Below are 26955 nucleotides of genomic sequence, written 5' to 3'. Positions count from 1 at the left end.
AGGTGCCGAGTGGTGGGGCAAGAGCGTTTTGCTTACTTTTGCGCTCTTCAAAAGTGAGCCGCTGTAAGAGCGGAACCCATATCAGCCATCACCCAAATAACGGATATGCCCCCTCCTCTCAGCGTGGTTGCAGGCTCACTCCGCATGACGAGCCTTGTGCAACGACCCCGCCACCAGCTTGCCAAACGCATCCACCGGCCCTTGCAGGTTGCCAAGAAAATGCGGATAGATCAGCCACAAGTCCATCACCGGCTTGAAGTCCTTCAACGGCATGACCGCCAATTGATCGCGATGGACACTGCGTTCCAGCAACGGCCGTGGCACCAGCCCAAGGCCCAGGCCGTCAGCCACCAGCCCCAGTTGCAACTCGGTGCCAAAGGTCTCCAGATTGACCCGCAACGCCAGCCCCTGATCCGCCAAGGTACGTTGCAACCCGGCGCGGAACCCACAGCCATCCGGGTTGAGGATCCAGCCATTCTGGTACACGTCCGCCAGCTTGCAGGGCTTCCTGGGCAGTTGAGCCTTGCCACACACCACCACCAATTCCACCTTGCCGAGAGACTCGCCGACGATGTTATCCGGGAATATCTTGCCCGCCGGAAACAGCGCCGCCGCCGCGTCCAGCTCACCACGCTCGATCTTGCCCACCAGTTGGCTTCCCCAACCGGTAGCAACCTGCGCCCGCAGCTCGGGAAACTCACCGCGCAGGTGCTTCAGGGCATCCAGCAACACCACGTCGCCGATGGTCTGCGGCACGCCCAGGCGCAGAACGCCCGTGGGCGGTGCGTCGGTAGCCACCAGTTCGCGCAGGGCGTCCATTTCCCGAAGGATCGAACGGCACTGCTCATACACCCGCGTACCGATCAAGGTAGGCTTGAGCGGCTTGGTGTTGCGGTCAAACAACTCCACCCCCAGCGCCTGCTCGAAGTTCTGCACGCGACGGGTGATGGCCGGCTGGGTCAGCTGCAATGACTCGGCGGCATGGCTGATGGACTGGCAACGAATCACTTCGACAAAGGCATCGATATCGTCAATTTTCATTTGGGCCGCACATAGAGAACAGTCATTAAAATGTGTGAAAAGCATAGTTCCATTACCGGTAGCTGGATAGGCCACCGGGCTGATCGATAACAACCCACGCGACTCAGGCCGGTTCTAAATTACTTTCAGCTATAACCTAATCATTAAAAGACAGCATATTAAGATCAAACATTATGCTTAGATAAAGCCATCACCCTGAACCACCCACGATGGAATTGTCATGACCCAGGCCCGACACCCGGAGAGACTCAGAGCATTCATTGGCGCCCTGGCGGAATTGATCGACGGCAACCCTCGCGAAGGCGACCTGCTGCACCGCGGCGGCAAGCTGCTGGCGCAACTGGTCAGCCACGACGACTGGCTGCCGGACGAGTTTGCCCAACCCAACCCCGAGCGTTATCAGCAATTTCTGCTGCACGCCGATTCGCGCCAGCGCTTCAGCATCGTCAGTTTTGTGTGGGGGCCGGGGCAGGCCACGCCGATCCATGACCATCGCGTGTGGGGGCTGATCGGCATGCTGCGCGGCTCCGAGTATTCCCAGGGCTTTGAGCGTAACTCCGAGGGCGCGTTGATCGCCGACGGCAAGCGCATCCAGCTTGCGCCCGGCCAGGTGGAAGCGGTGTCGCCAAAGATCGGTGACATCCATCAAGTCAGCAATGCGTTCAGCGACCAGGTGTCCATCAGCATTCATGTATACGGCGCCAACATCGGTGCCGTACGCCGCGCCGTGTACCAGCCAGACGGCAGCGAGAAACTGTTTATCTCCGGTTATTCCAACGCCTTCCTCCCGAACATCTGGGATTTGTCCAAAGACGCCCTGTCCAAAGAGAGCCCTGCCCCATGACTGCATCGAACCGCAGCTTCGCCCAGATCCGCCAGGCCCTGCTGGACCATGAAGAAGTCGCCCTCGTGGATGTGCGTGAGGAAGCGCCCTTCGCTGAATCCCACCCATTGTTCGCCTCGAATATCCCGCTGTCGAAACTGGAGCTGGAGGCGTACTCACGCATTCCGCGCCTGGACACCCACGTGACCGTCTACGACAACGGCGAAGGCCTGGCGCCGATCGCTGCCCAGCGCTTGCAGGCCCTCGGCTATACCGAGGTCAGCCTGCTGGAAGGCGGCCTGGACGGTTGGCGCAACGCCGGTGGCGAGCTGTTTATCGACGTCAACGTACCGAGCAAGGCCTTTGGCGAGTTGGTGGAAAGCCAGCGCCACACGCCGTCCCTCGCGGCTGAAGAAGTGCAGGCCTTGCTCGACAGTAACGCCGACGTGGTGGTGCTCGACGCCCGCCGCTTTGATGAATACCAGACCATGAGCATTCCCACCGGCATCAGCGTGCCCGGCGCCGAACTGGTGCTGCGCGCCCGTGAGCTGGCACCGGACCCGGCCACCCGCATTATCGTCAACTGCGCCGGGCGTACCCGCAGCATCATCGGCACCCAGTCGCTGATCAATGCCGGCATCGCCAACCCGGTGTCGGCCCTGCGCAACGGCACCATCGGCTGGACCCTCGCCGGGCAAAAGCTGCAACACGGCCAGGCTAGACGTTTTGCGCCGACTTCAGAAGAACACCGTCAGATCGCCGCCAAAGACGCCCGCCAAGTCGCCGACAAAGCCCGCGCAGGTCGCGCCACCCTCGCCGACCTGCAACGCTGGCAGCAGGAAGCCGCACGCACCACTTACCTGTTCGACGTACGCACCCCGGAAGAATTCGCCGCCGGCCACCTGCCCGGCTCGCGCTCCACACCGGGCGGCCAACTGGTGCAGGAAACCGATCACGTCGCCAGCGTGCGCGGCGCTCGGCTGGTACTGGCAGATGACGACGGCGTGCGCGCCAATATGTCTGCCTCCTGGCTCGCACAGCTGGGTTGGGACGTGTATGTGCTGGATGACCTGCAACCTGCGGATTTCAGCGAACAGGGTGCGTGGGTCGCTCCCGTCCCGGCGCCGCCACAGGCCGAGCTGATCAGCCCCCAGACACTCGCCGAATGGCAGGCCCATGGCGACACCGTGGTACTCGACTTCACCGCCAGCGCCAACTACGTCAAGCGCCATATCCCCGGTGCCTGGTGGGCGTTGCGCGGGCAGTTGCCCGAAGCCTTGCGCAAGGTGCCTGCTGCCGAACGCTACGTATTGACTTGCGGCAGCAGCCAGCTGGCGCGCCTCGCGGTAGCGGAAGTCGAAGCGCTGACCGGCAAGCCGGTGTTCCTGCTGGAGGGCGGCACCGCCAGCTGGATCGCCGCGCTACTGCCCCTGGAGGAAGGCGAAACCCGCCTCGCTTCACCGCGCATCGACCGCTACCGCCGCCCGTACGAAGGCACCGACAACCCGAGGGAAGCCATGCAGGCCTACCTGGATTGGGAGTTCGGCCTGGTGGACCAGTTGGCTCGCGACGGAACACATGGGTTTTATGTGATCTGAAAGGTCGTTAACGATGACGCTGGGTACCTGGCGCCCAGCGGCGCTCTCACGCTTTTCGCGAGCAAGCTCGCTCCTACAGTTAATTGAGCAATTTCGGAATGCGCACAAACCCCGGCGGCAGCCCGAACACCTCAACCCCTTGCACGGTGGTTTGCCCGGTGGTGACCACCAGGTTTTCCTCCGGCTGCGACAAGTCTTTGCGATAGGCTACGCGGTGCACGTCGCCCTCCTGCGCAATGGCCGCGGGTGGGACGACAAGCGCCTGGTCATTGCGATAGGTGACGATAGTCAAACGGGCACTCATGCCCAAGCGTACGCGCTGTAGCTGCTCGGGCGTGAGCCGCGCAATCGACAGCGTCACCGCAAACCTGGAGGCACCTTCGTCAGCCAAGGCCAGGCCGTTGACACCCAACACAGAACCGCTCAAACGCTCGCCTTCGAAGCCATCACCGAGCACTTCGACGGCTTGCCCCGGACGCAGTTGATTAACGTCCAGCTCCGAGACTTTTGCCACGACTTTCAGCTGCTCAATGTTAGCCAGGCTCAATAACGGCTGGCCCTGCGCAACTTTGCTGCCGGCTTGTAAAGGCGGCGGCGCTCCAGGCTCAGCGCCCTGTGAGGCGGGCAGCGGGAGCACCACACCATCGAACGGCGCCAGTACCTCGCGGCCAGCCAGTAATTGTTGCAACGCCTCATACTTGACTGTGGCGTTAGTCAGTTCCATGTCAGCGATCTGGCGATGTTCACCCGTGCCCTGCTCCAGCACTTGCTTGAGTTCACCGTGCGCGGCAGCCAGCTCCAGGTGCTGCATCTGAACCTGCTGTTTCAAGTCATCCAGCTCGTTGCGGGCAATGATGCCGCGGTCAAACAACTGGCTGCTTTCCTCGAGCTTGTGGGTCAGGTTGCTCATCAGCATCTGGGCGGTGCGCACTGCGCGGCGCGCGCGCACCACGGCACCACCGTTGTCCCACTCTTCAAGCTCGCGCACCGCACGCCGAGCCTTGAGCTGTACAGCCAGGGCTTCACGTAACTGCGTCTGGACCTGCGCCGGATCAATGCTCAACAAGACTTGCCCGGCAGTCACCTGCTGGCCCTCCTCCACCTGTTTGATCAGTACATTGCCGTCAAACGGCGCCGTCAGGATGACGGTGTGATGAGCCTCGATCCGGCCCGCCAGCGCGATCTGCCGTACCAGCGGACCCGGTTGTACCGCCAGCCAATTCGCATCCGATCCGGCGCTGACGCCAGGCGTGCCGGCGCCGAAGATCAGCCCGCCCGTCACCACCGCCAGTAGAACTGCACCGCCCACCAGTAGCTGTCGCGATACGGAGTTTTTAATAATCATTGAGGGCAATCTCCCAGCTCTCCAACGTCATGCCGAGGGTCAACTCCAGGCGGGTCTGGGCATTCAGATAAGCGATCAGTGCACCCAACCGCGCACTCTGTGCGTTACGCAAATCGCCTTCGAAACTGATGACCTGAAAGTTGCTGGAGCCTCCTGCGCCAAGCTTTTCCCGTTCGATGTCCAGCTTGCGTTGTGAAAGGTCGACAGAGCGCCGGGCGATTTCGTACTGGCGCCATAAAGTGCCCAGTTCGCGCACCACGGTGGTGACCTCGGCATCGAGGGCCTGGCGCGCATCAGCCAGGGCGATTTCCTGGGTCTGTTGATTGACCCGCGCCTGCACCTCCGCCTGATAGACGCTGCGATCGCCGAGGGGAATTTCCAACTGCACACCGGCGTAGCGATCCCAGCGCCGGGTTGCGCCGGTGTCATGGCGGTCGACCCTCTGATTGGCCCCAGCCACCAGCGACAGGTCCCAGCGCGACTGGTCCTTGGCGATCACCAGGTTCAATTCTGCCTGCTGGCCTTGCAGCAAGGTCGCCAGGTATTCTGGTTGCTGAACCTGCGCCAACTGCAGCGCCTGCCGGCGGTCAATGTGGGTCTGGGACGCATCCAACACCTCACTGGCCTGTACCGGAATCGAAAGGTCCAGGGCCAGCAGTCGCAGCAGCGCAACACGGCTGCGCTGCAACTGATTGTGTGCCTCTTCGACGCCCAACTCCTGGGCGGCAATATCAGCCTGAGTCTGTACCACATCAAACTCGGCCATGCGGCCCGCCCGGATCAGCGCCCGATTCACCTCCAGCAAAGAATGAGTACGCTGGAGTGCCTGCTCGACGATGCTCAGTTGCTCCTGGGCATGGAGCAAGTCCCTATACGTGGTGATGATCCCACTGACGGTCTGGGCAACACTGGCCTTGAGGTTCAGACGCCGCGCCTGCTCCGATAGCCTGGCCAGGCGCAGGGGCGCAGTCGTGACCTCACGCCCGGCGCCACGCATCAGCGTCTGGATCACCGCCAACTCAAGGCCGTCACTGCGCATCCCGGCCGCCTGTTCGGAGGTATTCATCTGTCGGGTCCATCCCAGGCTCAGGCGGGTACCGTACTCGCCCAACAAATCAGCGCGGGGCGAAAGCTCAGCGTTGCGCGTGCGATCTTCGCTGCCCTGGGTATTGAGGTAGGTACTTTTCAGCGTCAACCTGGGCTTGAAGGCATCCTCGGCGACCTGCAGATCGAATTTTTCAGCGACACGTTGCAAGTAGCCGCTACGGATACTCGGGTTATTGCGCAAGCCGAGATAAATCGCTTCGCCCAGGGTAAGGCGGGTCATCTGCTCACCAAGGGACAGGCTGAAACTGCCCGGCAAGCTGGGTGCACTGACCCCGTCATAATGTTGCAGCGTGCCGTGTCCCGCCGGGCTCAATAAGCCAAGGAATACAGCCAGTACCACCGGGCCCTTACTCTTCACGCAAGGCCTCCACCGGTTGCAGCCTGGCGGCCGCCATGGCGGGGTATAACCCGAAAAACAGGCCCACCAGCAGGGTACTGCCCATCCCCAACGCCAGCGATGACGCGGCGAGGGAAAAACTCCAGCCAGACAAGGATGAGTACGCCCAGGCACACAGGCCACCCAGCAGCGCACCCAACACCGCGCCCACGGCCGTCAGCGACAGCGCTTCCAACAAAAACAAGTAGCGAATGTCCCGGCGACGGGCCCCCAGCGCTATGCGCACACCGATCTCCTGGCGGCGCTGGGCAACATTCGCCAACATCACATTCATGACTCCCACCCCGCCGCTCAACAAAGACACCCCGGCGAGCGCCATCAGTAAATAGCTGAAGGTACGGTTCTGGTGGGACATGCCCTCGATCATTTGCCGGGCAATCATGATGTCGACGTCGTGCGGCCCGACGATCGACAACAACGCCTCACGCACACTGACCGAAAATGCGTTCATGTCCTGATCAGGCATGGCACGGACAATCACCTCATCCACCTGTGCGCTGGCGTCAACGCGGCGCATGCCGGCAAGCGGGATGATCAATGAAGAACTGGCTCTGACGGGCGCCATCAGCCCGTCCGCACTGTCTTGCAAGATGCCAATGACCTGATACAGGTAATCGTTGAGACGCAGGTGATCGCCCACAAACAATGGGCTGCCCTCTGCCGCCAGCACCTGGGCCAGTTGGTGCCCGACAACCACGTAGGTTGCACGCGAGTCAAAGTCAGACAAAAAACGTCCCACCTGCAACTCCAGCCCCATGGCATCAGCCAACTGTGCCGTGCTGCCAACCAACGTCGCGTTCAGGCTGCGTCCTTTGAACACGAATTCCGTACCGGTTTGCGCAATGGGTGCAGCGCTGCGCAGATGAGGAACTATCGAGCGCAGGCCTGCGCTATCAACGTGCAGGTTCGCCCCAATGCCCGGTACATCAGGAAGCCGAACGAGCAGTGTGTCGACCCCCATGCCCTGGAAGATTGCTTCAGCCTCTTGAGCGGCGTTATTGCCGATGTTGATCAAGGCAATGACCGAAGCGCTGCCCATGACAATACCCGCCAGCGCGAGAATCGATCGCTTGCCCAAGCCACGCAGGCTCAAGCCGGCATCGCGAACCAGCTCAACGATTCCCAGCCCGGCCACCGTGCTCACGCAAGGCACTGCCGGTCCTCCTGTACAACTGAGTCGATGACGCGAATCTGCCGATCCAGGCGCCGCGCGATAGCAGGGTCATGGGTGACCACGACCAAGGTGGTCCCGTGCTCCCGATTGAGTGACAACAACAGGTCCATGATGTCGTGGGCCGTCTGGTGATCGAGATTACCGGTGGGCTCATCAGCCAGGATCAGAGAAGGTTGCCCCACCAATGCGCGAGCGATGGCCACGCGTTGGCGCTGGCCACCCGACAAGTCCGCAGGACGATGGGCAGACCGATCGCAGAGCCCCACTTGTTCGAGCATCGCCTTTGCACGCAACAAGGCCTCACGGCGACCAACGCCGCGGTAGCTCAGGGGAAGGGCGACATTTTCAAGCGCCGTCATCCGCGCAATCAGGTTGAAATTCTGGAAAACAAAACCGATTTGCCGGTTTCGCAGCGCAGCCAGTTGATCAGCACACGCCGTGAGTACATCGTGGCCAGCAAACCGGTATTGACCGCTGTCAGGCAGATCCAACAGGCCAAGTATATTAAGCAATGTACTTTTGCCTGATCCCGATGCGCCAAGGATCGCACAACTTTCCTTGGCGCCGATAAACAGCGAGGTGCCCTTAAGCACATGACACGGCTTGCCGCCCAACTGATAGCACTTGGTGATATCTATGAGCGAGATAAACTTATCCAAATGAATATCATCAAGCTGCGCCACTGCCATCGGGACTTTATTCAGTTATAGCGCGAGGGTGGCAGTGCAACTCGGATCGTTACCACTCTTATCAAAAATGAATTGAAAATTCGCCGTCCGCCCATTCACAGCCGTACGTGAGAGATCGATCGAGTCAATAGTCCCCCAATTCGTGTGCTGCTTCAGGTTATCCGCAGATTTGTGTTGGCTTCCACTGTCAATACTGAGGTTCAGATTGGCCTTGTTACCGGCATTCTGCTTAATATAATGTTTATAAATGTTATACCCAGTCACCTTGACTGTTTTGTGCCCCGTCGACGAGCGAGTCACCACCCCATACGCCGTCCCTCTAAATTGCGGCTGATAAAAGACGCCGCCAGCGTAATAAGCATTGCCCACATTCTTGGTGCAACTCTGCTGAAATTTTGTCGTTGTGGTTGTCACGGCAGGCATGGGATATGGCTTGATACTAATCCCAGAGTTCGCGGTAGCGGACAAAGAAGAAACCGCACAGGCGGCACACAGTAAAATCGGCGCGATTATTTTTTTCATAAACTAACTCACTTATGATTTTTTCTAATTTATTGACACTTGACACCCTCTATCACTCAACAAAGATGCCAGTCCGGAAAATATAAACTTCACCATCGGGCTGACACGTAGGAGTTTCCTTAGCATTTATTTAGAATCGCTGATCAATCTATAAGTATCCAACCAGCAATCAATAACCGGAGTTATGCCAACGTCAGGCTTTCACGCAAGAACTCAATCAACGCCTGCACCGGCCGTGAGCTTTGCCGGTGTTGGGGGAACACCGCCGACAGGGCCAAGGCTACAGGGGCAAACGCGTCCAACAGAGGGACCAGGCGCCCGTCGTTCAGGGCTTCGGCGATGATAAAAGTCGGCAGGTAGGTGACGCCCAACCCGGCGATTGCCGAGTCCCGCAGCAACTCACCGTTGTTCACGCGCATGCGCCCGCTGACATTCAACACCAACGGTTTGCCCTTCACCATAAAACGCCATTGCACTTGGCGACTGTGGCCATAGGGCAAGCACGCGTGCTCGGCGAGGTCTTCCGGGGTTTGCGGGGTGCCACATCGGGCCAGGTAGTCGGGGCTGGCGCAGTAGACACGCTGTACGCTGGCGATTCGGCGGGCAATCAGGGTGGAGTCTTCAAGTGTGCCGATGCGCAGCACCAAGTCGTAGCCTTCGCTGATCAGGTCGACGGGGCGGTCGCTGAGGTCGACTTCCACCGACACGTGGGGATAGCGCTGCAAAAACAGCGGCAACAGGCTGCCCAAATGCGCCATGGCAAACGACAACGGCGCGCTCAAGCGAATGGTGCCGCGGGGCTCGGTGTTTTGCCCGGAGATGCCCTGCTCCACTTGCTCGACTTCACTGAGCAGGCGCAAGGCCGATTCGTAGTAACTCTGGCCCAGCGGCGTTACGTCCAGGCGGCGGGTAGAACGGTTGAGCAGGCGTACGCCCAGGCGTTCTTCCAGCTGGATCAGGCGGCGGCTGACAAATTGCTTGGACAGGCCGAGGTGTTCGGCGGCGGCGGTGAAGCTGCCGGATTCCATGACCTGGCAAAACAGGCGCATGTCTTCGAAGGGGTTCATTGTCTCTGCTCGGTGGACGCTGGGCTGTTTTATAGCCCGCCAGTCGCCACACCACAAATCAAATATCGATACCCATGTGGCGAGGGAGCTTGCTTCGGCCCTGAGGTTACTTGGCCGTCAGCGCCGAGTAGCTGTTCATCAGGTTGCGATAGTTGGGAATGCGCGGCGACAGCAGGTTGGCCAGGCCTTCCATATCGTTGCGCCAGTCGACCTGCAGCTCACACGCCACCGAGAACCAGTTCACCAGTTGCGCACCGGCTGCTGTCATGCGTGCCCAGGCGGCCTGTTGCACGGTTTCGTTGAAGGTGCCCGACGCATCGGTAACCACAAACACTTCAAAGCCTTCAGCCAGCGCCGACAGCGTCGGGAAGGTCACGCAGACATCCGTCACCACACCGGCAATGATCAGTTGCTTGCGCCCGGTGGCTTTTACCGCCTTGACGAAATCTTCGTTGTCCCATGCATTGATCTGGCCAGGACGCGGGATGTACGGCGCGTCCGGGAACAGTTCCTTGAGCTCCGGGACCATCGGGCCGTTGGGGCCGCTTTCGAAGCTGGTGGTGAGGATGGTCGGCAGTTTGAAGAACTTCGCCAGGTCCGCCAGGGCCAGTACGTTGTTCTTGAACTCGTTGGGTGAGAAGTCCTGTACCAGCGAGATCAGGCCGGTCTGGTGATCCACCAGCAGTACTACGGCATCATCTTTGTTCAGGCGTTTGTAAGTCATGGGTGAACTCCTTGGGGTTGTATTCAAAAGGCAAAACATGAGCAGCCAAATGCGCCCCAGAAACCCTGGAAGTCGCTGACCGGTACGTTCGACAGACGCGCCCGTTCATGGCTATGGGAATGCACGCCACACGGGCCGCTGCACTGGTGAACCTGGGCCTGCAGCGGCGCAGTCGGGCGCCAGTGGCCCGGCACCTTGGCCACCGGCGACCAGTCCGGCAGCACGGGCACGCGAGGCGGTGCGAAATCTTCAAAGTCGCCGGCGCCGTAGACCACCTTGCCGCCGACCACGGTGAGTACCGATTCGATCCACTTGATGGCTTCTTCGTCGACGCTGAAGAAATCCGCCGACAGTGCCGCCACGTCCGCTAATTGGCCGACCTTGATCTGGCCCTTCTTGCCCTGTTCGGAGGAGAACCAGGCGCTGCCATGGGTGAACAGTTCCAGGGCGGTCAGCCGGGGCAAACCTTCGGCGTGCAGCTCCAGCCCGCCCACGGTGCGACCGCTGACCATCCAGTACAGCGAGGTCCAGGGGTTGTAGCTCGACACTCGGGTGGCGTCGGTGCCGGCGCCCACCGGCACGCCTTCGGCGAGCATGCGCTTGATCGGCGGCGTGGCCTCGGCGGCCTTGGCGCCGTAGCGCTCCACAAAGTACTCACCCTGGAACGCCATGCGGTCCTGGATCGCGATACCGCCGCCCAGCGCCCGCACCCGTTCGATGTTCTGCGGGGTGATGGTTTCGGCGTGGTCGAAGAACCACGGCAGGCCGTTAAACGGGATGTCGCGGTTGACCTTCTCGAACACGTCGAGCATCCGCGAGATCGATTCGTTGTAGGTGGCGTGCAGACGGAACGGCCAGCGCTGTTCCACCAAGTGGCGCACCACGGGTTCCAGCTCCTGCTCCATGGTCAGCGGCAGGTCCGGGCGTGGCTCGAGGAAGTCTTCGAAATCCGCCGCCGAGAACACCAGCATCTCGCCGGCGCCGTTGTGGCGCAGGTAGTCGTCGCCCTGGTGCAGGGTCACGCTGCCTGTCCAGTTCTTGAAGTCGCTGAGTTCTTCCTTGGGCTTCTGGGTGAACAGGTTGTAGGCGATGCGCACGGTCAGTTGCTCGTCCTTGGCCAACTGCTCGATCACGGCGTAGTCGTCAGGGTAGTTCTGGAATCCGCCGCCGGCGTCGATGGCACTGGTCAGCCCCAGGCGGTTGAGTTCACGCATGAACTGGCGCGTGGAATTGACCTGGTATTCCAGGGGCAGTTTCGGGCCCTTGGCCAGGGTCGAGTAGAGAATCATCGCGTTGGGCTTGGCCACCAGCATGCCGGTGGGGTTGCCGTTGTGGTCGCGTACGATCTCGCCGCCGGGCGGGTTCGGCGTGTCCTTGGTGTAGCCGGCCACGCGTAGAGCGGCGCGGTTGAGCAAGGCACGGTCATACAGGTGCAACACGAACACCGGCGTGTCGGGTGCGGCCTGGTTGAGTTCGTCGAGGGTGGGCATGCGTTTTTCGGCGAACTGGAATTCGTTCCAGCCGCCCACCACCCTCACCCACTGCGGCGTGGGCGTGCGGTCGGCCTGGTCCTTGAGCATGCGCAGGGCATCGGCCAGGGACGGCACGCCTTCCCAGCGCAGTTCGAGGTTGTAGTTCAGGCCGCCACGGATCAGGTGCAGGTGCGAGTCGTTAAGGCCAGGGATGACGGTGCGGCCCTTGAGGTCGATGACCTGGGTGCCACTGCCGCGCAGGGCCATGGCTTCGCCGTCGGTGCCCACCGCGACGAAGCGGCCCTGGTGAATGGCGACTGCCGTGGCGCGGGGGTTTTCACGGTCCACGGTGTGGAACTGGCCATTGAACAGAATCAGATCGGCGTTCATAGGGTTTCCTTTACAGAGGCTTCAAGCCAGGGAGCGAACAGGCGGGTAGCCGCCGGCATCAGCAGGTAAACCACCAGAACAACGATGGTCACGGTGACCAGGAAGGTGGCGACGATGTAGTTGGACAAGAACGGATGCAGCCTCAGTACCGGGCCCCAGATGATCGGCACCAACAAGGTCAGCGGCAGGATCACCAGCAGCGTGACCACCGCTTGCTTCCAGCGTGGCGGCTTGGCAGCGGCATCGGCCAGGGGCGAAAACCAGAACTCGTTGACCGCGCCGACTTCAGTCTGGTCGCCGTCGGCCAGCATCGGTGCTGCTTCGTTGATCAGCTCCAGGCGCTGCGGCGAATCGAGCCAGCGCTCCAGGTCATCGGTGGAGCGGTAACGCAGCACGCAGGTGAACAGCGCCAAGCCGCCCTGCCGGGTGCGCACCACGTCGACGCCGAGATGGCCCGGACGTTCGCCCGCGATACGCACGATGCGCCGCAGCCAAGCTTCATAGTCGGCTTCGTGGCCGGGCTTGATGCGGTGTTTGACCACCAAGGTGACAACCTCGTCCGGGCCGCCTTGTTGCGTTGCTGAGTCCATCGTGCCCCTCCCCTTAATACGTGAGCGATGGCCGCAGTGTGGGGTGTCACGTAGCGGAAAAATTGGATGTACGTGCTCTGTTAGAGCGCCCGCGACATGTGTTCGCCAATCCGCGATCGCAACCAGCGCTCCGCCGGGTCGTTGTCGTGCACGCCACTCCATACCATCGACAGCTCTGCGGCATCGATGCTGAACGGCGGGTCCTCGGCCCGTAGGCCGCTGCCTTGGGTCAACGCGCAGGCGGCATAATCGGGCACCGTCGCAATCATCTCGCTGCCGGCCAACAGGTCCCGCAACCCGCTGAATTGCGGCACCGCCAACACCACTCGCCGGGCTCGACCGATGCGCGCCAGATCCAGGTCGATATTGCCGCTCAAATCACCGGAAAACGAAACCATGGCATGGGGCCGCGAACAGTAGTCATCCAGGGTCAACGGTTCAGGCCGGTCGTCCCCCCGCAGCACCTTGCATGGAATGTCCCGCAGCTTCTTGCGCTTGGCATTGGCCGGCAGCTCGGTGGTGTAGCTCACCCCCACGGAGATCTCGCCACTGGCCAACAATGCCGACATCAGCAAGTAGTTCGCGCGCCGCACCACCACGATGATCCCCGGCGCCTCTTCGCGCAGCTGGCTGAGCAACGGTGGAAACAGCCCGAACTCGGCGTCGTCCGACAGCCCGATGCGAAACACCGCGCAACTGGTGGAAGGGTCGAAGTCCTTGGCGCGGCTGACCGCGCCGGAAATGATGTCCATCGCCGGTTGCAACTCCTTGAGGATCGCCACGGCCCGTGGCGTGGGCTCCATGCCGCGACCATTGCGCAGCAGCAGCGGGTCATCGAACAGGTCGCGCAACCGGCCCAGGGCCGCACTCACGGCCGGCTGCCCCATGAAGAGTTTTTCGGCAACCCGGGTCAGGTTCTTTTCGAACATCAGGGCCTCGAAAATCACCAACAGGTTCATGTCGACGCGGCGCAGGTCGTTGCGATTCATAGGGTTTACCGGAGGGTGAACAGGCCGCCAGCTAAACACGTTCAAGGCGTGCGCAATTGCATGCCTGTGCTGTCTTTTTTCCCCGGACACCTGGCGAAATTAACAACGATTAACTCGCCAGCCAGACAGGCCGGAGCGAAAAATACGGCGGTCTACACTGGATTTTCATTCACCGGGAACGCTCCCATCGACCACGGAATCTGTCATGGCCCGACTCGAGCACATCGCACCTGCCCCGCACTCACGCCCATCCGCCACCGGCGGGCTGTGTGCCCGCCGCGAACGCATGGTCAAGCAGTTGATCCTGGCGAACCTGGGAGAAAGCCTGGAAGTCACGGAACTGGCGTGGGCATGTGCGCTGTCCCGTAGCCATTTCTCTCGCGCCTTTAAGTGCAGTACGGGCCTGTCTCCCCAGGAATGGATCCGCCAACAACGCATCCAGCGGGCCAAGGAACTGATCGTCAGTTCCGCCTTGAGCCTGACTCAAATCAGCCAGGAATGCGGTTTCTGCGACCAGGCACACTTCTGCCATATCTTCAGCCGCAGTGAAGGCGTGAACCCCATGACCTGGCGTAACCACCAACTTCGCGTGATCGCCGCCTAGTGGTGATTGCACCCGGGCGCAAACCTCTGGAATATGCACCACAGACCCCATCCCAGAGCCCGCGCATGAGCAACCCCAACGACCAGGCCATGCATTTCGGCCCCTATCGGATTCACCCCCGCCAGCGCGTGGTGCTGGAGGGTGGCCAGCCGTTGCGCCTGGGCCGGCGGGCGGTGGATATCCTCCTGATTTTGCTGGAGCACGCCGGTCAGGTGGTGAGCAAACAGGAGCTGATCGCCCGGGTCTGGCCCAGGACGGTGGTGGAGGATGGCAACCTGCGGGTGCACATGGCAGCCCTGCGCAAGGCGCTCGGCGACGGCCAGGCCGGGCAGCGCTATATCGTCACGGTGGCCCAGCGTGGCTACAGTTTTGTTGCCCCGCTGAGTGTCGACCCCACAACGTTGGAGGGCGACGCCACTTCGCCCTATCCAGGGCACAACCTGCCGCTGCGCCGCACGCGGATGCTGGGGCGCCAGGCCCTGATCGAAAGCCTGGTGCAACAGCTGCCTCACCACCGCTTCATCACCCTCACGGGTGCAGGGGGTATCGGCAAGACCACCGTCGCGCTGCGAGTGGCCGAACTGCTGATCGGACGTTACCGCGACGGCATCCGTCTGCTGGACCTGGCACCGTTGAGCCAGCCGTCGATGATCGTACCCAACCTCGCCGCCCTGCTGGAGCTTACGCCACCGAGTCACGACCCCTTGTCCGGCCTCGCCAGCCTGTTGCGCGAGCGCCAGATGCTGCTGGTGATCGACAACTGCGAGCACCTGCTCGACGATATTGCGCTGATCAGCGAAACCCTGCTGCGCCATGCCCCTCAGTTACACATTCTGACCACCAGCCGTGAAGCGCTGCGCGCCGAGGGCGAGTTCGTGCAGCGCCTGGAGCCTTTGGCATGCCCGCCGGCCACTGGCGGCCGCGCCGAAGCCATGGCGTACCCCGCGCTGCAATTGCTGGTGGAACGGGCGCTGTCGCGCTGGGACGGCTTTGAACTGAGTGACGCCGAGCTGCCCCTGGCCATCGATATTTGCCGACGCCTGGACGGTATTCCCTTGGCGATCGAGCTGGTGGCGGCGCAAATCGAACGCTTTGGCCTGAAGGGCTTGCTGGTGCAGATGGAGGACAACTTTCGCCTGTTGACCCGTGGTCGACGCAGCGCCCTGCCCCGGCACCAAACGCTGCGCGCCACCCTGGAGTGGAGCTTCGATCTGCTGACCGCTTGCGAGCAGGTATGCCTGCGGCGCCTTGCGGTGTTCCGGGGTAGTTTCACCCTGGCATCGGCGGCGGCGGTAATCGCCGGTGAGCACATTGCGCCGATGGAGGTGCTGGGCTCGATCACGCAATTGGTGGCCAAGTCCCTGCTCAACGTTGAGGTAGGCGACGAAGAGGTGGCCTATCGGCTGCTGGACATCACCCGGACCTATGCCCTGGAGAAACTCAGTAGCGCCTGCGAACTGGAGGCCAGCCGTGAGCGACACGCCGCCCGCTGCCTGACGCTGATGAATCAAGCGCAAGCCGACTGGGAACGAGTGCCCACCCAGCAATGGCTCGACCGTTATGCAGCCTGTCGCGAAGACGTGCGTGCGGCCCTCGACTGGGGGTTGCGCGAGGATGGCGCGCCGTTGCTGGCGATCCGCCTGACGGTCAGTGCAATGCCGCTGTGGCAGGAGCTGTCGCTGCTCACCGAACACGGTTTGTATGTGGGCAAGGCCCTGGCGTTGCTTCAGCAATCGGCAGCACCCTGCCCACACTTGCACCTGCAACTGCAGTTGGCCCTGGGCAGCTTTTCCTATCACACCCAGGGCGCAACCCCGCAGACCATCAATGCCTTTGAGCAGGCACGGCAACTGGCCGAAGCCAGCCACGATGTCGCCGGGCAGCTCAGGGCGGTGTCCGGCCATATGGCCGTGAACCTGTGCAACGGCAACTACCGCCAGGCCCTGCGCCAAAGCCTGCATTTCGACCGCCTGGACCCCAACGCCCAACCGCTGCTGGACTTGAGCGCACAGCGCCTGCGGGTGCTGGCGCAACATTTCGCCGGTAACCAGGCCCTGGCGCGGCACAACGCCGAACAGGTGATGCAGCGCATGGCCCACAGCGGCCACCTCAATCGGTTTACCCATGGATTTGGCGTGCAATACGACCAGAGCGTGGCGTCGCTGACGGTGCTGGCGCGCATCCTCTGGCTACAGGGTTTTCCGGAGCGCGCCTGGCGCACCGCCCGACAGGCGCTGGAGCTGGCGCTGCAAATCAATCACGGCACCTCGATCTGCTACACACTTGCCCTCTCGGGCGTCGTCATCGCCCACTACAACGGCGACGACGCCACGGCAAGGTCAATGCTGGAGCTGTTGTCGCAGCAGGCGCAGAAGCACTCGGTGTTGCTGTTCGACACCTGGGCCAGGCATTACGCCCTGGCATTGGACGCTGGGGTGCCCGAGGACGATGTCGACGGCCTTGGCCTGATCAAGGACATCGTTGCGACCTTGCGCACAAGGGATGTGGATGAGGCCTGCTTCGAACGCGCCAGGCAGGGCAATGCGGGTTGGTGCACCGCAGAAATCCTGCGGGCGCGGGCCGAATCCCTGCTGCACCGGTCTGACCCGCTCGCGGCGCAAGCGGCTGAAAAATTGCTGCTGGAAGCGCTGGGGCTGGCTCGTCAGCAAGGAGCCTTGGCCTGGGAACTGCGTTGCGCCCTGTCCCTTGCCCGGCTATGGCAGCGCGAGGGCCGACAGGCTGCCGCACGCGAGCTTTTACAAGCGGTGTATGGGCGCTTCACTGAAGGATTTTCCACGCCGGACCTAGTGAGCGTGCGCCGCTTGCTCGACGAACTGCACCACCCGCTGCCGGCCTGAGAACGGCTCGAGCTCGTAGCCTTGTTGCAACAGCATCACCTGGGCCGGGTCACCCAGGCGGGCCAACGCGTAGGCACGCACGCTATTGAGCAAACGATAACGCCGAAGACCGGGACCGGGTTCGACGGTCAGCAGCGAAGTCGCCACCAAGCGTGCCAGCAGATAAGACAGGTCGGCGTGTTCCAGCTCAGTGCCGGCAACCAGCGCGCCCAGCGTCGGCACGGTCACCGCCATCTTGAACAGGCCCAGTTGGAGGAACAGCCAGCGCTCCGGCAGGCTCAAGCGATCATAGGTCCAGTCCAGCGCGGCGCTCATGGATTGATGGCGTTCTACAGCCGTTCGCCGCCCGCGAGTCAGCACCTGCAAGCCGTTTACCAACTGCGCTTGCAGGCTCTTGACCCCAAGGGCATCGACCTGGGCTGCCGCCAACTCCAGAGCCAACGGAATACCGTCGAGGCGCCGGCAGATATCCCGCAGAGGCGCCAGGTCTTGCCTGCGTAACTCAAAGCCTTGCTGACTGGCCTGGGCCCGGCTGACAAATAGCTGCACCGCAGGCGAAGCCAGCGTCTGCTCGACGTCCGCCAATGCCGACAACGGCGGCAATGCCAACGCGGGTACGCGCTGGGCCCATTCGCCGGGAATATTCAGGGCTTCGCGGCTACTCAGCAGCAGCGTTACCTGGGGCGCCATGCCCCTTAGGGCGAATACCAGGTTGCGGCAAGCGGCCAATGCCTGTTCACACCCATCAAGCACCAGCAGCAATTGCCGTGACGCCAGTTGTCGGCAAAAGCCATGCAGCGTGCCGCCCGGTTCAACCTCAATCCCGAGCACCCTGGACAATTGACGGACCACGTCCGATAACCGACTGATACCGGCCAACTCCACGCGCCACACTCCGTCGCGATAACGCGGCAGCACCTGTGCGGCCAGGTAGAGGGCCAGGGTGGTTTTGCCGATACCGGCGCACCCGGTGAGCGTCATCAGCGTTTGCCCAGGCAAACGCCGGGCAAGGGCATGGGCCAGCGGGTCCAGGCCGAACACCGGTACCAGGCGCGCCGGCAGATTATGTTGAGGTAGAGGCTGCGCAGGTGCTGACTGCGTCGGCTGCGTCGCGACAAAACAATAACCGCGTTGCGGCAGGTTGATGATATAGCGCCGCCCGTCCTCGCCATCGGCCAAGGCACGGCGCAAGGCCGCGATGTGCACCCGCAGGTTGTTCTCCTCCACCACACTGCTCGGCCACACCCGTGCGATCAAGAATGCCTTGTCGACAAACTGCCCGGCCTGCTCCACCAGCACCCCAAGAATGTCCAGGGCGCGCCCGCCCAACGGCAGCGGCCGGCCCTCTTCGCACACCAGGCGCTGCTGGGGGTAAAAGGTGAAGGGGCCGAAGCGCACGGCGCATTCCGGTTCAATCGTATGAAGGCTGTTCATGCTCGTCAAAGCGCTGAAACACCCGGCCTTGGGCGCCTGCGCATCCTTTTCCATGAGACTGACGGCTATCTTGCCAGCTACCGGTGACAGAACAATGCCGGCACAGGGATCCACACGGACATTCAGGTGCGCCAGACGGACATCAGCTGAATTGCTGGCGGTATTGGGTCGGGTTCAAGCCGAGTTTTTCACTGAACAGAAACCGCATATGCCGCACGCTGCCAAACCCCGCGTGAAACGCGACGGTCTTGAGTGGCAGGTCGGTGCGTTCCAGCAAGTGCCGGGCACGATCGATGCGGGCACCTTGCAGGAAGGCCATCGGGGTCATCTGCACTTCCTTGGCGAACACCCGCGCAAAGTGCCGCGTGCTCATGCCCGCCAACTGCGCCATGGACTCGATGGTAAAGGCCTGGTCCAGCCGCTCCAGCACATGGGTCTGCACCCGGGTAATCGCGGTTTCCTGAGGGGCCACGGCTGCGGTCATAGGGCTGAACTGGGCTTGACCGCCCTGGCGCTTCATCACCACCAACAACACCTTGGCCACATCGACGGCCACCTGCTTGCCGTGGTCCTGGGCCACAATGGACAGCGCCAGGTCGATGCCCGCCGTCACACCGCCAGAAGTGATAAGCCGACCGTCTTGCAGGTAGATCCGGTCGGTCTCGACCATTGCCTTGGGAAAGGCCTTGATCAGCCGCTCGGTGTAATGCCAGTGAGTGGTCACGCGCTGGCCGTCCAGCAAGCCCGCGTACCCCAGCACAAAGGCGCCGGTGCAGATCGAGCCGAATCGCCGGGCGCGGGGCGCAGCTGTCTTGAGCCATGGCAACAACGCGGGATGGCATTCGTTATAGGCGCCGGGGCCGCCCGGGACCAGCAGCAAGTCATAAGCCTCAAGGGCCTGATCCAGCTGCAGATCAGGGTGCACCACCACGCCATTGGAGGCCCGCAGCGGCCCGGGCTCGGTACCGATGGTCAGGACCTGATAGTGGGCTGACGGCTCCAGGTAACGATTGGCAATGGAGAACACTTCCAGTGGTCCGGCCATGTCGAGCAGAAGGAAGTCGGGAAACAGCGCCATGGCCACGGTTTTCATTGTCAGGAATTGTCCGTTGAGAGAGATGAACGGGAGCATTATGGCACGCTGATCACTGTCAACTCACACGAGACAGTCATTCCTTTTTCAACTTCTTAATCAACCTTTCGCTAACCAGTAACCTTCTTCTCACACCGAAGCCCTGCATCTCGCAGCCAAGCTTCCCTTGAGGAGAACACCCCATGCTGACCCTTCGCAAAGCCTCGGAACGCGGCGCCGCCAATCACGGTTGGTTGAAGTCGTTCCACACGTTCTCGTTTGCCAACTACTGGAACCCCAAGGAACAGGGTTTTTCCGACCTGCTGGTGATCAACGATGACCGGGTTGCCGCCGGCAAGGGCTTCGGCCAACACCCGCACCGCGACATGGAGATTTTCTCCTATGTGCTCGAAGGTGCCCTGGAACACAAGGACACCCTGGGCACTGGTTCGGTGATTCGCCCCGGCGATGTGCAACTGATGAGCGCCGGCAGCGGCGTGGCCCACAGCGAGTTCAACCACAGCCACACCCAGGGCGTGCACTTCCTGCAAATCTGGATAGTGCCGCAGGTGGCGGGCGCCGAACCGCGCTATCAGCAGGAGCACTTCACCGAGGCGCAAAAACGCGGCCGGTTGCAGTTGATCATCTCGCCGGAAGGCACCGACGGCTCCCTCGGCGTGCGCCAGGATGCGCGGGTGTATGCCGGGCTATTCAACGGCTTTGAAACCGCCAGCCTGCCACTGGCTCCGGAGCGCTACGCCTACATCCATGTGGCGCGGGGCAGCGTTGAAGTCAACGGCCAACGCTTGCACGAAGGCGACGGCGCCCGAGTGCGCGATGAGCGGGAAATTCACCTGAGCCATGGCGAGGACGCCGAGGTGCTGGTGTTCGACCTGCGCCCTCAGGAACTGCCTGAAATGCCGTGATAGTCGGCGCGATGGCCCGCGAAAACGGGCCATCGCTGGCGTCGATAGTCACCATCAGCCCAATGAAGTTCTCTAAAAAAATCCACCGCGTAACATCACATCCATACCAACCAATGACATCCCGGAGCACACCCTCATGAAACGCCAACTCTTGCTCAGCCTCGCTTTCTCGGTACTTGCTGTAAGCGCCTTTACCCAACCTGCCGTCGCTGAAGGCGGCGCGGATCGCCTGATGGACAGCCGCGTGGCTGAGGGCGGTTCTGACCGTATGCTGGAACGTCGCGTTGCTGAAGGTGGTGCTGATCGTCTTCAAGAAAACCGCGTAGCCGAAGGTGGTGCAGACCGTCTTCAAGAAAACCGCGTAGCCGAAGGTGGTGCAGACCGTCTTCAAGAAAACCGCGTAGCCGAAGGTGGTGCAGACCGTCTTCAAGAAAACCGCGTAGCCGAAGGTGGTGCAGACCGTCTTCAAGAAAACCGTGTAGCTGAAGGTGGTGCAGACCGCCTGATGGAAAACCGCGCATAACCCCTGTCGTTCGCGGTTCACCCCCAGCCGGCCTGATCAGCCGGCTTTTTTTCGCCTGCTATTAACTGATCCTCACAAGCGCCACGACCACTGTGGCGAGGGAGCTTGCTCCCGCTGGGCTGCGCAGCAGCCCCAATGAACTCACTGCGTTTCTCCAGGAAAACCCCATTGGCAGGTTGTGGGGCCGCTTCGCAGCCCAGCGGGAGCAAGCTCCCTCGCCACACAAGCTCTCTCGCAGTTAGTGAAGTTCACGATCCAGCCACACCACCGCCTTGCCAATCTGCTGCCGTGCCTCAATCCGCGCGTGCACTTGCTGCACTTCTTCCAGCGCGTAATGCCCTTCGATATCCACTGTCAGCGAACCTTCGAGCATCGCCGCGAACACCGCATTGGCACGCCTCTGCACCGTCGGGCCGTCGGCCATATGGTCGTTGAGCCGTGGGCGAGTCAGGAACAGTGAACCGGCTTCCCCCAACTCCATCGGGTCCAGATCAGTGATCGAACCCGAGACATTGCCGTAATTGACGATCAACCCTCGCGTGCGGCACGCCCTGAAGCTCTCGCGCAAGGTGGCCTTGCCCACCGAATCGAACACCACATCCACGCCCTGTCCCTGCGTTGCCTCCAACACCCGCTCGGAAAACCCGTCGTATTGCCAGGCCTGATCGGCGCCACGCTGCAGCGCAATCGCGCACTTTTCGGCGCTGCTGCCGGTGGTGAACACCGTGGCGCCGAGCCGGTGGGCCATTTGCACCAGCAACTGGCCGATGCTGCCGGAAGCCGCGTGGATCAAGCAGCGGTTGCCCGCCTGCAACCGCGCGACATCTTCAATCAGGTAGTGAGCCGTGCAGCCCTGGAACATCGCCGCAGCCGCTTGATCGAAGCCGATCGCATTGGGAATTTGCGCCACCCGCGCGGCGGGAACGCTGGCGTATTCAGCAAACGCGCCCCAGGCAATGCACCAAGCCACCCGATCACCCGGAGCCAAATGGCTCACGCCCTCGCCCACCGCCACCACCACACCCGCCCCTTCCATACCCAGAGTGCACGGCAGCCGTACCGGGTAGGTCACCGATTTGGCGTACTTGCCCTGGCGGGTGTGCACATCCATGAAATTGATCCCGGCGCAGGCCACCTTGACCAATACATGGCCGGCGGTCACTTGGGGTTTGGGCACATCAAGGCGCAGTTGAACGACCTCAGGGCCGCCGTAGGTTTCAAGGGTGAGGGCTTTCATCGCGGGACAACTCCGTTTGCGTTGGGAATGCGCCATGGTAAAAGGCAGTACTCTGTACGAGAATTCCCCAATACCTCCCACCCTCCGTGCGGAAATAACCCGATGTTCGACTGGCAGGATCTGTATTTCTTCACCGTGCTGGCGCGCACCCAGTCACTGTCGGCTGCCGCCCGCGAGCTGCAGGTGGAACATGCCACCGTTGGCCGCCGCGTCGATGCCCTGGAAAAAGCCCTCGGCGTCAAACTGGTAGACCGCCTGCCCCGCAGCCGGCCGCTCACCGAGGAAGGCCGGGCACTGGCGAAATTGGCGGCAGGCATGGGCGACATGGCCACCGAAGTGATGCGCCTGTCCCGCGTGGCCTCGATCGAAGTGGCCGGCACCGTGCGTGTCAGTTGCCCGCCGTCGATAGCCATCCACTGCATCGCGCCCCATGTCGCACGCTTCAGAGCGCAGTATCCCAAGCTGAATATCGTGTTGATGTCCTCGACAACGCTCGCCGCCCTCGACAAAGGCGAAGCCGACATTGCCCTGCGCACCGTGCGTCCCGATGAGGAAGCGCTGGTACGCAGAAAGGTCGGCGCCGTGCGTTTCGGGCTCTATGCCACGCCCGAGCTCAAACAACTGCCCGCTGAACAATGGACGTTCATTGCCTATGACGCCACCCGCGACCACCTGCCCCAACAGGCGTGGATGCATCAGGTACGCGGCAACCGCACGATTGCCTTCGCCGCCAGCGACCTGATCACCCAGCAAATGGCCGCCCGGGCCCAGGTGGGTGCGGTGGTATTGCCCACGCTGGTGGGTGATCACGACGCGGCATTGGTGCGCCTGGCAACGAATACCGAAGGCCCGGTTCGCGATATCTGGCTGACGGTGTATCCGGATATGCGCCGCTCGCCTTCGGTGAAGGTGGTGATGGAGTTTTTGGTGAGTTGTATTGAAGGCGAGCCGCAGTTGCGGCGGTGAAGCGGATTACTGCGCCGCGTACTGTGAGTCGCTGACCTGTTCCATCCAGTCCACCACCTTGCCGTCGAGCATTTCGCTAATCGCGATATGGGTCATGGCGGTGTTCGCCGTCGCGCCATGCCAATGCTTGACCCCTGGCGCAATCCATACCGTGTCGCCGGGGCGGATTGCCCGCACCGGCTGGCCCCATTCCTGGACCTGGCCCAGGCCTGCGGTCACGATCAATGTCTGCCCCAAAGGGTGAGTGTGCCAAGCGGTGCGTGCGCCCGGCTCAAAGGTAACGAAAGCCCCGGTGACGCGCGCGGCGTCGGTGCCCTTGAAAGGTGAGTCGACGCGTACGGTGCCGGTGAAATAATCCGCCGGGCCTTTTGCTGAAGGCTGGGAACCGTTGGGCGTGATGGTCAGCATGGGTGTCTCCTGTGCCTGTGAATCGAGTGCCAGTAATGACAATGAAAGCGCGGTGGCGGCGAAGCTGGTTTTCATAGGCCGGTCATCCTTTCCAGGGCTTCGGGATAGCGGTCGCCGTGCACGGCGATATTCGCGGCGGCAGCATCCAGCTCAGTGAGTTCTGTCGCACTGAGCTGCACTTCGACCGCCCCCAGGTTTTCCGTCAGGCGTGAGGTTTTGGTGGTGCCTGGAATCGGTACGATCCATGGCTTTTGGGCCAGCAGCCAGGCGAGTGCTATCTGCGAGGGCGTGGCATTTTTTCGCTGGGCAACCTGACGCAGCAACTCCACCAGGGCCTGGTTGGCCTGCAAGGCTTCGGGCGTGAACCTCGGCAAATTGCTGCGAAAGTCCGAGCTGTCAAAGGTGCTCTGGCTGTCGAACTTGCCGGTCAGAAAACCTTTGCCCAACGGGCTGTAGGGCACCAGCCCAATGCCCAGTTCCTCCAGCAGCGGCAGCACCTCCGCCTCCGGCTTGCGCCACCACAGGGAGTACTCACTTTGCAGTGCGGCCACCGGTTGAACGGCATGGGCGCGGCGGATGGTCGAGGCACCGGCTTCAGACAAACCGAAATGCTTGACCTTGCCCTCCTGAATCAAATCCTTCACGGCACCGGCCACCTCTTCGATCGGTACATTCGGATCAACCCGATGCTGATAAAACAGGTCGATAACATCCGTCTTCAGGCGCTTGAGCGACGCTTCAGCCACCTGACGGATATGCTCGGGGCGGCTGTTGAGACCAGACCATTTACCGTTGCCGGACGGGTCCAGGGCGAAGCCGAACTTGGTGGCGATCACAACCTGCTCACGCAGCGGCGACAGGGCTTCGCCCAGCAGTTCTTCGTTGATGAACGGGCCATAGACTTCAGCGGTATCGAAGAAGGTCACGCCTTGCTCGACCGCGTTCCGCAGCAAGGCAATCATCTGCTTCTTATCGGCCGCAGGGCCGTAGCCAAAGCTCATGCCCATGCAACCGAGCCCCAGGGCCGAGACTTCGAGTTGGCAGTTACCGAGTGTGCGTTTGCGCATGGTCATTCTCCGGGTAAGGGGACTGAATCCAATCTAACAGTTACGAATTGTGATAATTAGCCGCTAGAATCTGAAAATACTTATGAGGGTGACTCATCAATGCTCAGGGAAAACGCCAACGACCTGCTCGCCTTTCTCGCGGTAGCCCGGGAGCGCAGCTTTACCAAGGCGGCGGCCAAGCTCGGGGTTTCCCAATCGGCGCTGAGCCATACCATCCGCGCCCTGGAGGCGCGACTGGGGTTGCGCCTGCTGACCCGCACCACCCGCAGCGTGTCGCCCACCGAGGCCGGGCAGCACTTGATCGATACGGTCGGGCCGCATTTCGATGAAATCCAGGTGGGCCTTGAAGGCCTGAGTAATTTGCGCGACCGGCCGTCCGGCACCATTCGCATCAACGCCATGGACCACGCGCTGGAATTCATCCTGTGGCCGGTGTTGAAACCGTTCCTGGCGCAGTACCCGGATATCTCGGTGGAGGTGTGTTGCGACTACAGTTTTGTCGACATCGCCGCCCAGGGTTTCGACGCCGGCGTGCGCCTTGGGGAAGACGTGGCCCAAGGCATGATTGCCACGCGCATCAGCCCCGACATGCGCATGCTGGTGGTGGGCTCACCGGCCTATTTCGCCCAGCGCGCGATCCCCCGCACGCCTCGGGACCTGACCGATCACGCCTGCAACAACTTGCGCTTGCCCACCAATGGCGGCCTGTATGTGTGGGAATTCAAGAAAGGCGACGAAAGCCTGAATGTGCGGGTGTCTGGCCAGGTGACGTTCAATGGCGTGTACCCATTGCTCAAGGCAGCGGTCGATGGCTTGGGCTTGAGTTACGTGCCTGCCGACTTGGTGGCGCCTTATCTGGCGGACGGGCGACTGGTGCAGGTGCTGGATGACTGGTGCGCGCCGTTTTCCGGCTTTCACCTGTACTACCCCAGCCGCCGCCAGGCCTCGCCGGCGTTTGCGCTGTTGGTGGACGCGTTGCGTTATCGCGGGTGAAGGAAATCCGTCAGGGCCGCGCCCAACCCATCGAACACCACGGCGATGCGCGGGACCTTGCGCATGTCCTGGTGCATGGCGATCCACACGTCAACCTTGAAATCCACCTGCGCGGGCAACACCCGCACCAGTCCGTGACGTTGTGCCACCTGGGCTGAACACACGCCGATCCCCAGCCCCGCACGCAACGCGGCCAACTGCGCGAGGTGATCGTCGGTGCGAATCACCGTACTGGGCGCCGAACAGTCGAAACCGCGCTCACCCAGGAATTCGATCTCCAGCAAGTTGCGGTCTGGCCCGATCAGCGAGTAGCCGTGCAATTGCGCAACGGTGTCGGGCGTGCCCTGCTCTGCGAGCAATTCTGGCGCAGCGTACAACCCGACTTGCAGGTCGCCGACCTTGCGCGCGACCACGGTGGATTCGACCGGGCGACTGATGCGTACGGCGACGTCGGCCTCTTGCCGGGCAAGCGCCTGCAGTCGATTGGATACGCTCAGCTCGATGGCCAATTGCGGATGATCACGGCGCAGGCTGCGCAACATGGGCGGCAGCACTTCAACGCCCAGCAGCTTGCCACTGGTGAGCCGCACCGTGCCGCCGGCGAGCGCCGTGTCGGCCGAGGCTGCGCGGTTAAAGGCGTTGGCGGCAACAGCCATCGCTTCAACATGGCTGATCAGGTCCTTGGCCGTGTCGGTGGGCAATAGCCCGGCGGGTGAGCGGATAAACAGGCTGACCCCGACGCTCTGCTCCAGGGCCTCGATCCGTCGCCGCGCGGTGGCCTGGGCGATCCCCAGCAAACGGGCTGCGCCCGACAGGCTGCCGGTGCGCAACACGGCGAGGAAGGCGCGCTGGGTTTCCCATTGGAGTTGCGGGGCGTTCATACATTTCCTGTGAGCCGCTGGGCAGTTTTGGCGGATGTTCTTTGTTCGGGGGCTGCGG

The 26955-nt window shown here is 62.0% G+C and carries 25 protein-coding genes; 8 read left to right on the top strand and 17 right to left on the bottom strand.

What is annotated here, in order from left to right; translation table 11 throughout:
• Positions 1-135: 135 nt before the first annotated feature.
• On the bottom strand, positions 136-1041 hold the full coding sequence (locus tag AU074_RS25180; protein WP_076017015.1) for a LysR family transcriptional regulator: 906 nt from the start codon (positions 1039-1041) through the stop codon (positions 136-138).
• Between the two features lie 220 nt (positions 1042-1261).
• Here AU074_RS25180 and AU074_RS25175 point away from each other — a divergent pair, with 220 nt between their 5' ends.
• Together AU074_RS25175 and AU074_RS25170 are read left to right on the top strand one after the other, a co-directional pair.
• Positions 1262-1885, top strand: a complete 624-nt coding sequence (locus AU074_RS25175; RefSeq protein ID WP_076017014.1) for a cysteine dioxygenase — start codon at positions 1262-1264, stop codon at positions 1883-1885.
• The gene (locus AU074_RS25170; RefSeq protein WP_076017013.1) at positions 1882-3462 is read left to right on the top strand and encodes a rhodanese-related sulfurtransferase; all 1581 of its coding nucleotides are present in this window, start codon (positions 1882-1884) and stop codon (positions 3460-3462) included. The genes AU074_RS25175 and AU074_RS25170 overlap by 4 nt, the downstream gene beginning before the upstream one ends.
• Positions 3463-3541: 79 nt before the next feature.
• Here the strand turns inward: AU074_RS25170 and AU074_RS25165 are convergent, their stop codons facing one another.
• The 10 genes from AU074_RS25165 to AU074_RS25120 all read right to left on the bottom strand — a co-directional run bounded on the left by AU074_RS25165 (position 3542) and on the right by AU074_RS25120 (position 13928).
• Positions 3542-4807 carry an efflux RND transporter periplasmic adaptor subunit gene (locus AU074_RS25165; protein WP_076017012.1) on the bottom strand — a complete coding sequence of 422 codons (1266 nt, stop codon included), beginning with the start codon at positions 4805-4807 and terminating at the stop codon, positions 3542-3544.
• On the bottom strand, positions 4797-6203 hold the full coding sequence (locus AU074_RS25160; protein WP_256576967.1) for a TolC family protein: 1407 nt from the start codon (positions 6201-6203) through the stop codon (positions 4797-4799). The genes AU074_RS25165 and AU074_RS25160 overlap by 11 nt, the downstream gene beginning before the upstream one ends.
• A gap of 58 nt (positions 6204-6261) precedes the next feature.
• Positions 6262-7455 carry an ABC transporter permease gene (locus AU074_RS25155; protein ID WP_076017011.1) on the bottom strand — a complete coding sequence of 398 codons (1194 nt, stop codon included), beginning with the start codon at positions 7453-7455 and terminating at the stop codon, positions 6262-6264.
• Positions 7452-8174 (bottom strand): ABC transporter ATP-binding protein, encoded by a 723-nt coding sequence (locus AU074_RS25150; RefSeq protein ID WP_076017010.1) that lies wholly within the window; start codon positions 8172-8174, stop codon positions 7452-7454. The genes AU074_RS25155 and AU074_RS25150 overlap by 4 nt, the downstream gene beginning before the upstream one ends.
• A 15-nt stretch (positions 8175-8189) precedes the next feature.
• Positions 8190-8696 carry a hypothetical protein gene (locus tag AU074_RS25145; protein ID WP_076017009.1) on the bottom strand — a complete coding sequence of 169 codons (507 nt, stop codon included), beginning with the start codon at positions 8694-8696 and terminating at the stop codon, positions 8190-8192.
• Between the two features lie 182 nt (positions 8697-8878).
• The gene (locus AU074_RS25140; protein WP_076017008.1) at positions 8879-9763 is read right to left on the bottom strand and encodes a LysR family transcriptional regulator; all 885 of its coding nucleotides are present in this window, start codon (positions 9761-9763) and stop codon (positions 8879-8881) included.
• A gap of 106 nt (positions 9764-9869) precedes the next feature.
• Positions 9870-10487: an isochorismate family cysteine hydrolase YcaC gene (gene ycaC, locus AU074_RS25135; protein WP_003207315.1), complete on the bottom strand. Its 618-nt coding sequence runs from the start codon at positions 10485-10487 to the stop codon at positions 9870-9872.
• Positions 10488-10510: 23 nt separating this feature from the next.
• A complete protein-coding gene (locus tag AU074_RS25130; protein WP_076017007.1) occupies positions 10511-12349 on the bottom strand; it encodes an amidohydrolase in 1839 nt (612 codons plus the stop codon).
• Positions 12346-12939 carry an antibiotic biosynthesis monooxygenase gene (locus AU074_RS25125; RefSeq protein WP_076017006.1) on the bottom strand — a complete coding sequence of 198 codons (594 nt, stop codon included), beginning with the start codon at positions 12937-12939 and terminating at the stop codon, positions 12346-12348. Before AU074_RS25125 ends, AU074_RS25130 begins: the two co-directional genes overlap by 4 nt.
• An 80-nt stretch (positions 12940-13019) precedes the next feature.
• The gene (locus tag AU074_RS25120; protein ID WP_076017005.1) at positions 13020-13928 is read right to left on the bottom strand and encodes a LysR family transcriptional regulator; all 909 of its coding nucleotides are present in this window, start codon (positions 13926-13928) and stop codon (positions 13020-13022) included.
• 205 nt (positions 13929-14133) lie between these two features.
• On the opposite strand from AU074_RS25120, the gene AU074_RS25115 reads away from it, so the two are divergent.
• Together AU074_RS25115 and AU074_RS25110 are read left to right on the top strand one after the other, a co-directional pair.
• Positions 14134-14532 (top strand): helix-turn-helix domain-containing protein, encoded by a 399-nt coding sequence (locus AU074_RS25115; RefSeq protein WP_076017004.1) that lies wholly within the window; start codon positions 14134-14136, stop codon positions 14530-14532.
• Positions 14533-14597: 65 nt separating this feature from the next.
• The gene (locus AU074_RS25110; protein ID WP_076017003.1) at positions 14598-17390 is read left to right on the top strand and encodes a winged helix-turn-helix domain-containing protein; all 2793 of its coding nucleotides are present in this window, start codon (positions 14598-14600) and stop codon (positions 17388-17390) included.
• Here AU074_RS25110 and AU074_RS25105 read toward each other — a convergent pair.
• Together AU074_RS25105 and AU074_RS25100 are read right to left on the bottom strand one after the other, a co-directional pair.
• Complete coding sequence (locus AU074_RS25105; RefSeq protein ID WP_076017002.1) at positions 17337-18878, bottom strand: winged helix-turn-helix domain-containing protein; 1542 nt, start codon at positions 18876-18878, stop codon at positions 17337-17339. The genes AU074_RS25110 and AU074_RS25105 overlap by 54 nt on opposite strands.
• 88 nt (positions 18879-18966) lie before the next feature.
• Complete coding sequence (locus tag AU074_RS25100; protein ID WP_076017001.1) at positions 18967-19917, bottom strand: GlxA family transcriptional regulator; 951 nt, start codon at positions 19915-19917, stop codon at positions 18967-18969.
• A gap of 182 nt (positions 19918-20099) precedes the next feature.
• On the opposite strand from AU074_RS25100, the gene AU074_RS25095 reads away from it, so the two are divergent.
• Positions 20100-20822 (top strand): pirin family protein, encoded by a 723-nt coding sequence (locus tag AU074_RS25095; protein ID WP_076017000.1) that lies wholly within the window; start codon positions 20100-20102, stop codon positions 20820-20822.
• A gap of 136 nt (positions 20823-20958) precedes the next feature.
• Complete coding sequence (locus AU074_RS25090; protein ID WP_076016999.1) at positions 20959-21345, top strand: hypothetical protein; 387 nt, start codon at positions 20959-20961, stop codon at positions 21343-21345.
• 238 nt (positions 21346-21583) lie between these two features.
• Here the strand turns inward: AU074_RS25090 and AU074_RS25080 are convergent, their stop codons facing one another.
• On the bottom strand, positions 21584-22582 hold the full coding sequence (locus tag AU074_RS25080) for a quinone oxidoreductase (protein ID WP_076016997.1): 999 nt from the start codon (positions 22580-22582) through the stop codon (positions 21584-21586).
• Between the two features lie 102 nt (positions 22583-22684).
• Between AU074_RS25080 and AU074_RS25075 the strand changes: the two genes are divergently transcribed.
• Positions 22685-23548 carry a LysR family transcriptional regulator gene (locus AU074_RS25075; protein WP_076016996.1) on the top strand — a complete coding sequence of 288 codons (864 nt, stop codon included), beginning with the start codon at positions 22685-22687 and terminating at the stop codon, positions 23546-23548.
• 6 nt (positions 23549-23554) lie between these two features.
• On the opposite strand, the gene AU074_RS25070 is transcribed toward AU074_RS25075, so the two are convergent.
• The gene (locus tag AU074_RS25070; protein ID WP_076017145.1) at positions 23555-23956 is read right to left on the bottom strand and encodes a cupin domain-containing protein; all 402 of its coding nucleotides are present in this window, start codon (positions 23954-23956) and stop codon (positions 23555-23557) included.
• 71 nt (positions 23957-24027) lie between these two features.
• Positions 24028-25023: an aldo/keto reductase gene (locus AU074_RS25065; protein WP_076016995.1), complete on the bottom strand. Its 996-nt coding sequence runs from the start codon at positions 25021-25023 to the stop codon at positions 24028-24030.
• A gap of 99 nt (positions 25024-25122) precedes the next feature.
• Between AU074_RS25065 and AU074_RS25060 the strand changes: the two genes are divergently transcribed.
• Entirely contained in the window at positions 25123-26016 is an 894-nt protein-coding gene (locus AU074_RS25060) for a LysR family transcriptional regulator (protein WP_076016994.1), read from the top strand.
• Here the strand turns inward: AU074_RS25060 and AU074_RS25055 are convergent.
• On the bottom strand, positions 26004-26897 hold the full coding sequence (locus AU074_RS25055) for a LysR family transcriptional regulator (RefSeq protein WP_076016993.1): 894 nt from the start codon (positions 26895-26897) through the stop codon (positions 26004-26006). The genes AU074_RS25060 and AU074_RS25055 overlap by 13 nt on opposite strands.
• Between the last annotated feature and the right edge of the window lie 58 nt (positions 26898-26955).

The sequence above is a fragment of the Pseudomonas sp. ATCC PTA-122608 genome, from assembly GCF_001952855.1.
GTDB lineage: Bacteria > Pseudomonadota > Gammaproteobacteria > Pseudomonadales > Pseudomonadaceae > Aquipseudomonas.
The sequence above is the reverse complement of the archived record's forward strand: the minus strand, read 5'-3'. Positions and strand labels throughout refer to the sequence as shown.

Bases quoted from the DNA above. Each gene is read 5' to 3' on its own strand.
- AU074_RS25180 (WP_076017015.1), bottom strand. From the start codon at position 1,041: ATGAAAATTGACGATATCGATGCCTTTGTCGAAGTGATTCGTTGCCAG.
- AU074_RS25175 (WP_076017014.1), top strand. From the start codon at position 1,262: ATGACCCAGGCCCGACACCCGGAGAGACTCAGAGCATTCATTGGCGCC.
- AU074_RS25170 (WP_076017013.1), top strand. From the start codon at position 1,882: ATGACTGCATCGAACCGCAGCTTCGCCCAGATCCGCCAGGCCCTGCTG.
- AU074_RS25165 (WP_076017012.1), bottom strand. From the start codon at position 4,807: ATGATTATTAAAAACTCCGTATCGCGACAGCTACTGGTGGGCGGTGCA.
- AU074_RS25150 (WP_076017010.1), bottom strand. From the start codon at position 8,174: ATGGCAGTGGCGCAGCTTGATGATATTCATTTGGATAAGTTTATCTCG.
- AU074_RS25145 (WP_076017009.1), bottom strand. From the start codon at position 8,696: ATGAAAAAAATAATCGCGCCGATTTTACTGTGTGCCGCCTGTGCGGTT.
- AU074_RS25140 (WP_076017008.1), bottom strand. From the start codon at position 9,763: ATGAACCCCTTCGAAGACATGCGCCTGTTTTGCCAGGTCATGGAATCC.
- ycaC (WP_003207315.1), bottom strand. From the start codon at position 10,487: ATGACTTACAAACGCCTGAACAAAGATGATGCCGTAGTACTGCTGGTG.
- AU074_RS25130 (WP_076017007.1), bottom strand. From the start codon at position 12,349: ATGAACGCCGATCTGATTCTGTTCAATGGCCAGTTCCACACCGTGGAC.
- AU074_RS25125 (WP_076017006.1), bottom strand. From the start codon at position 12,939: ATGGACTCAGCAACGCAACAAGGCGGCCCGGACGAGGTTGTCACCTTG.
- AU074_RS25120 (WP_076017005.1), bottom strand. From the start codon at position 13,928: ATGAATCGCAACGACCTGCGCCGCGTCGACATGAACCTGTTGGTGATT.
- AU074_RS25115 (WP_076017004.1), top strand. From the start codon at position 14,134: ATGGCCCGACTCGAGCACATCGCACCTGCCCCGCACTCACGCCCATCC.
- AU074_RS25110 (WP_076017003.1), top strand. From the start codon at position 14,598: ATGAGCAACCCCAACGACCAGGCCATGCATTTCGGCCCCTATCGGATT.
- AU074_RS25105 (WP_076017002.1), bottom strand. From the start codon at position 18,878: ATGGAAAAGGATGCGCAGGCGCCCAAGGCCGGGTGTTTCAGCGCTTTG.
- AU074_RS25100 (WP_076017001.1), bottom strand. From the start codon at position 19,917: ATGAAAACCGTGGCCATGGCGCTGTTTCCCGACTTCCTTCTGCTCGAC.
- AU074_RS25095 (WP_076017000.1), top strand. From the start codon at position 20,100: ATGCTGACCCTTCGCAAAGCCTCGGAACGCGGCGCCGCCAATCACGGT.
- AU074_RS25090 (WP_076016999.1), top strand. From the start codon at position 20,959: ATGAAACGCCAACTCTTGCTCAGCCTCGCTTTCTCGGTACTTGCTGTA.
- AU074_RS25080 (WP_076016997.1), bottom strand. From the start codon at position 22,582: ATGAAAGCCCTCACCCTTGAAACCTACGGCGGCCCTGAGGTCGTTCAA.
- AU074_RS25075 (WP_076016996.1), top strand. From the start codon at position 22,685: ATGTTCGACTGGCAGGATCTGTATTTCTTCACCGTGCTGGCGCGCACC.
- AU074_RS25070 (WP_076017145.1), bottom strand. From the start codon at position 23,956: ATGCTGACCATCACGCCCAACGGTTCCCAGCCTTCAGCAAAAGGCCCG.
- AU074_RS25065 (WP_076016995.1), bottom strand. From the start codon at position 25,023: ATGCGCAAACGCACACTCGGTAACTGCCAACTCGAAGTCTCGGCCCTG.
- AU074_RS25060 (WP_076016994.1), top strand. From the start codon at position 25,123: ATGCTCAGGGAAAACGCCAACGACCTGCTCGCCTTTCTCGCGGTAGCC.
- AU074_RS25055 (WP_076016993.1), bottom strand. From the start codon at position 26,897: ATGAACGCCCCGCAACTCCAATGGGAAACCCAGCGCGCCTTCCTCGCC.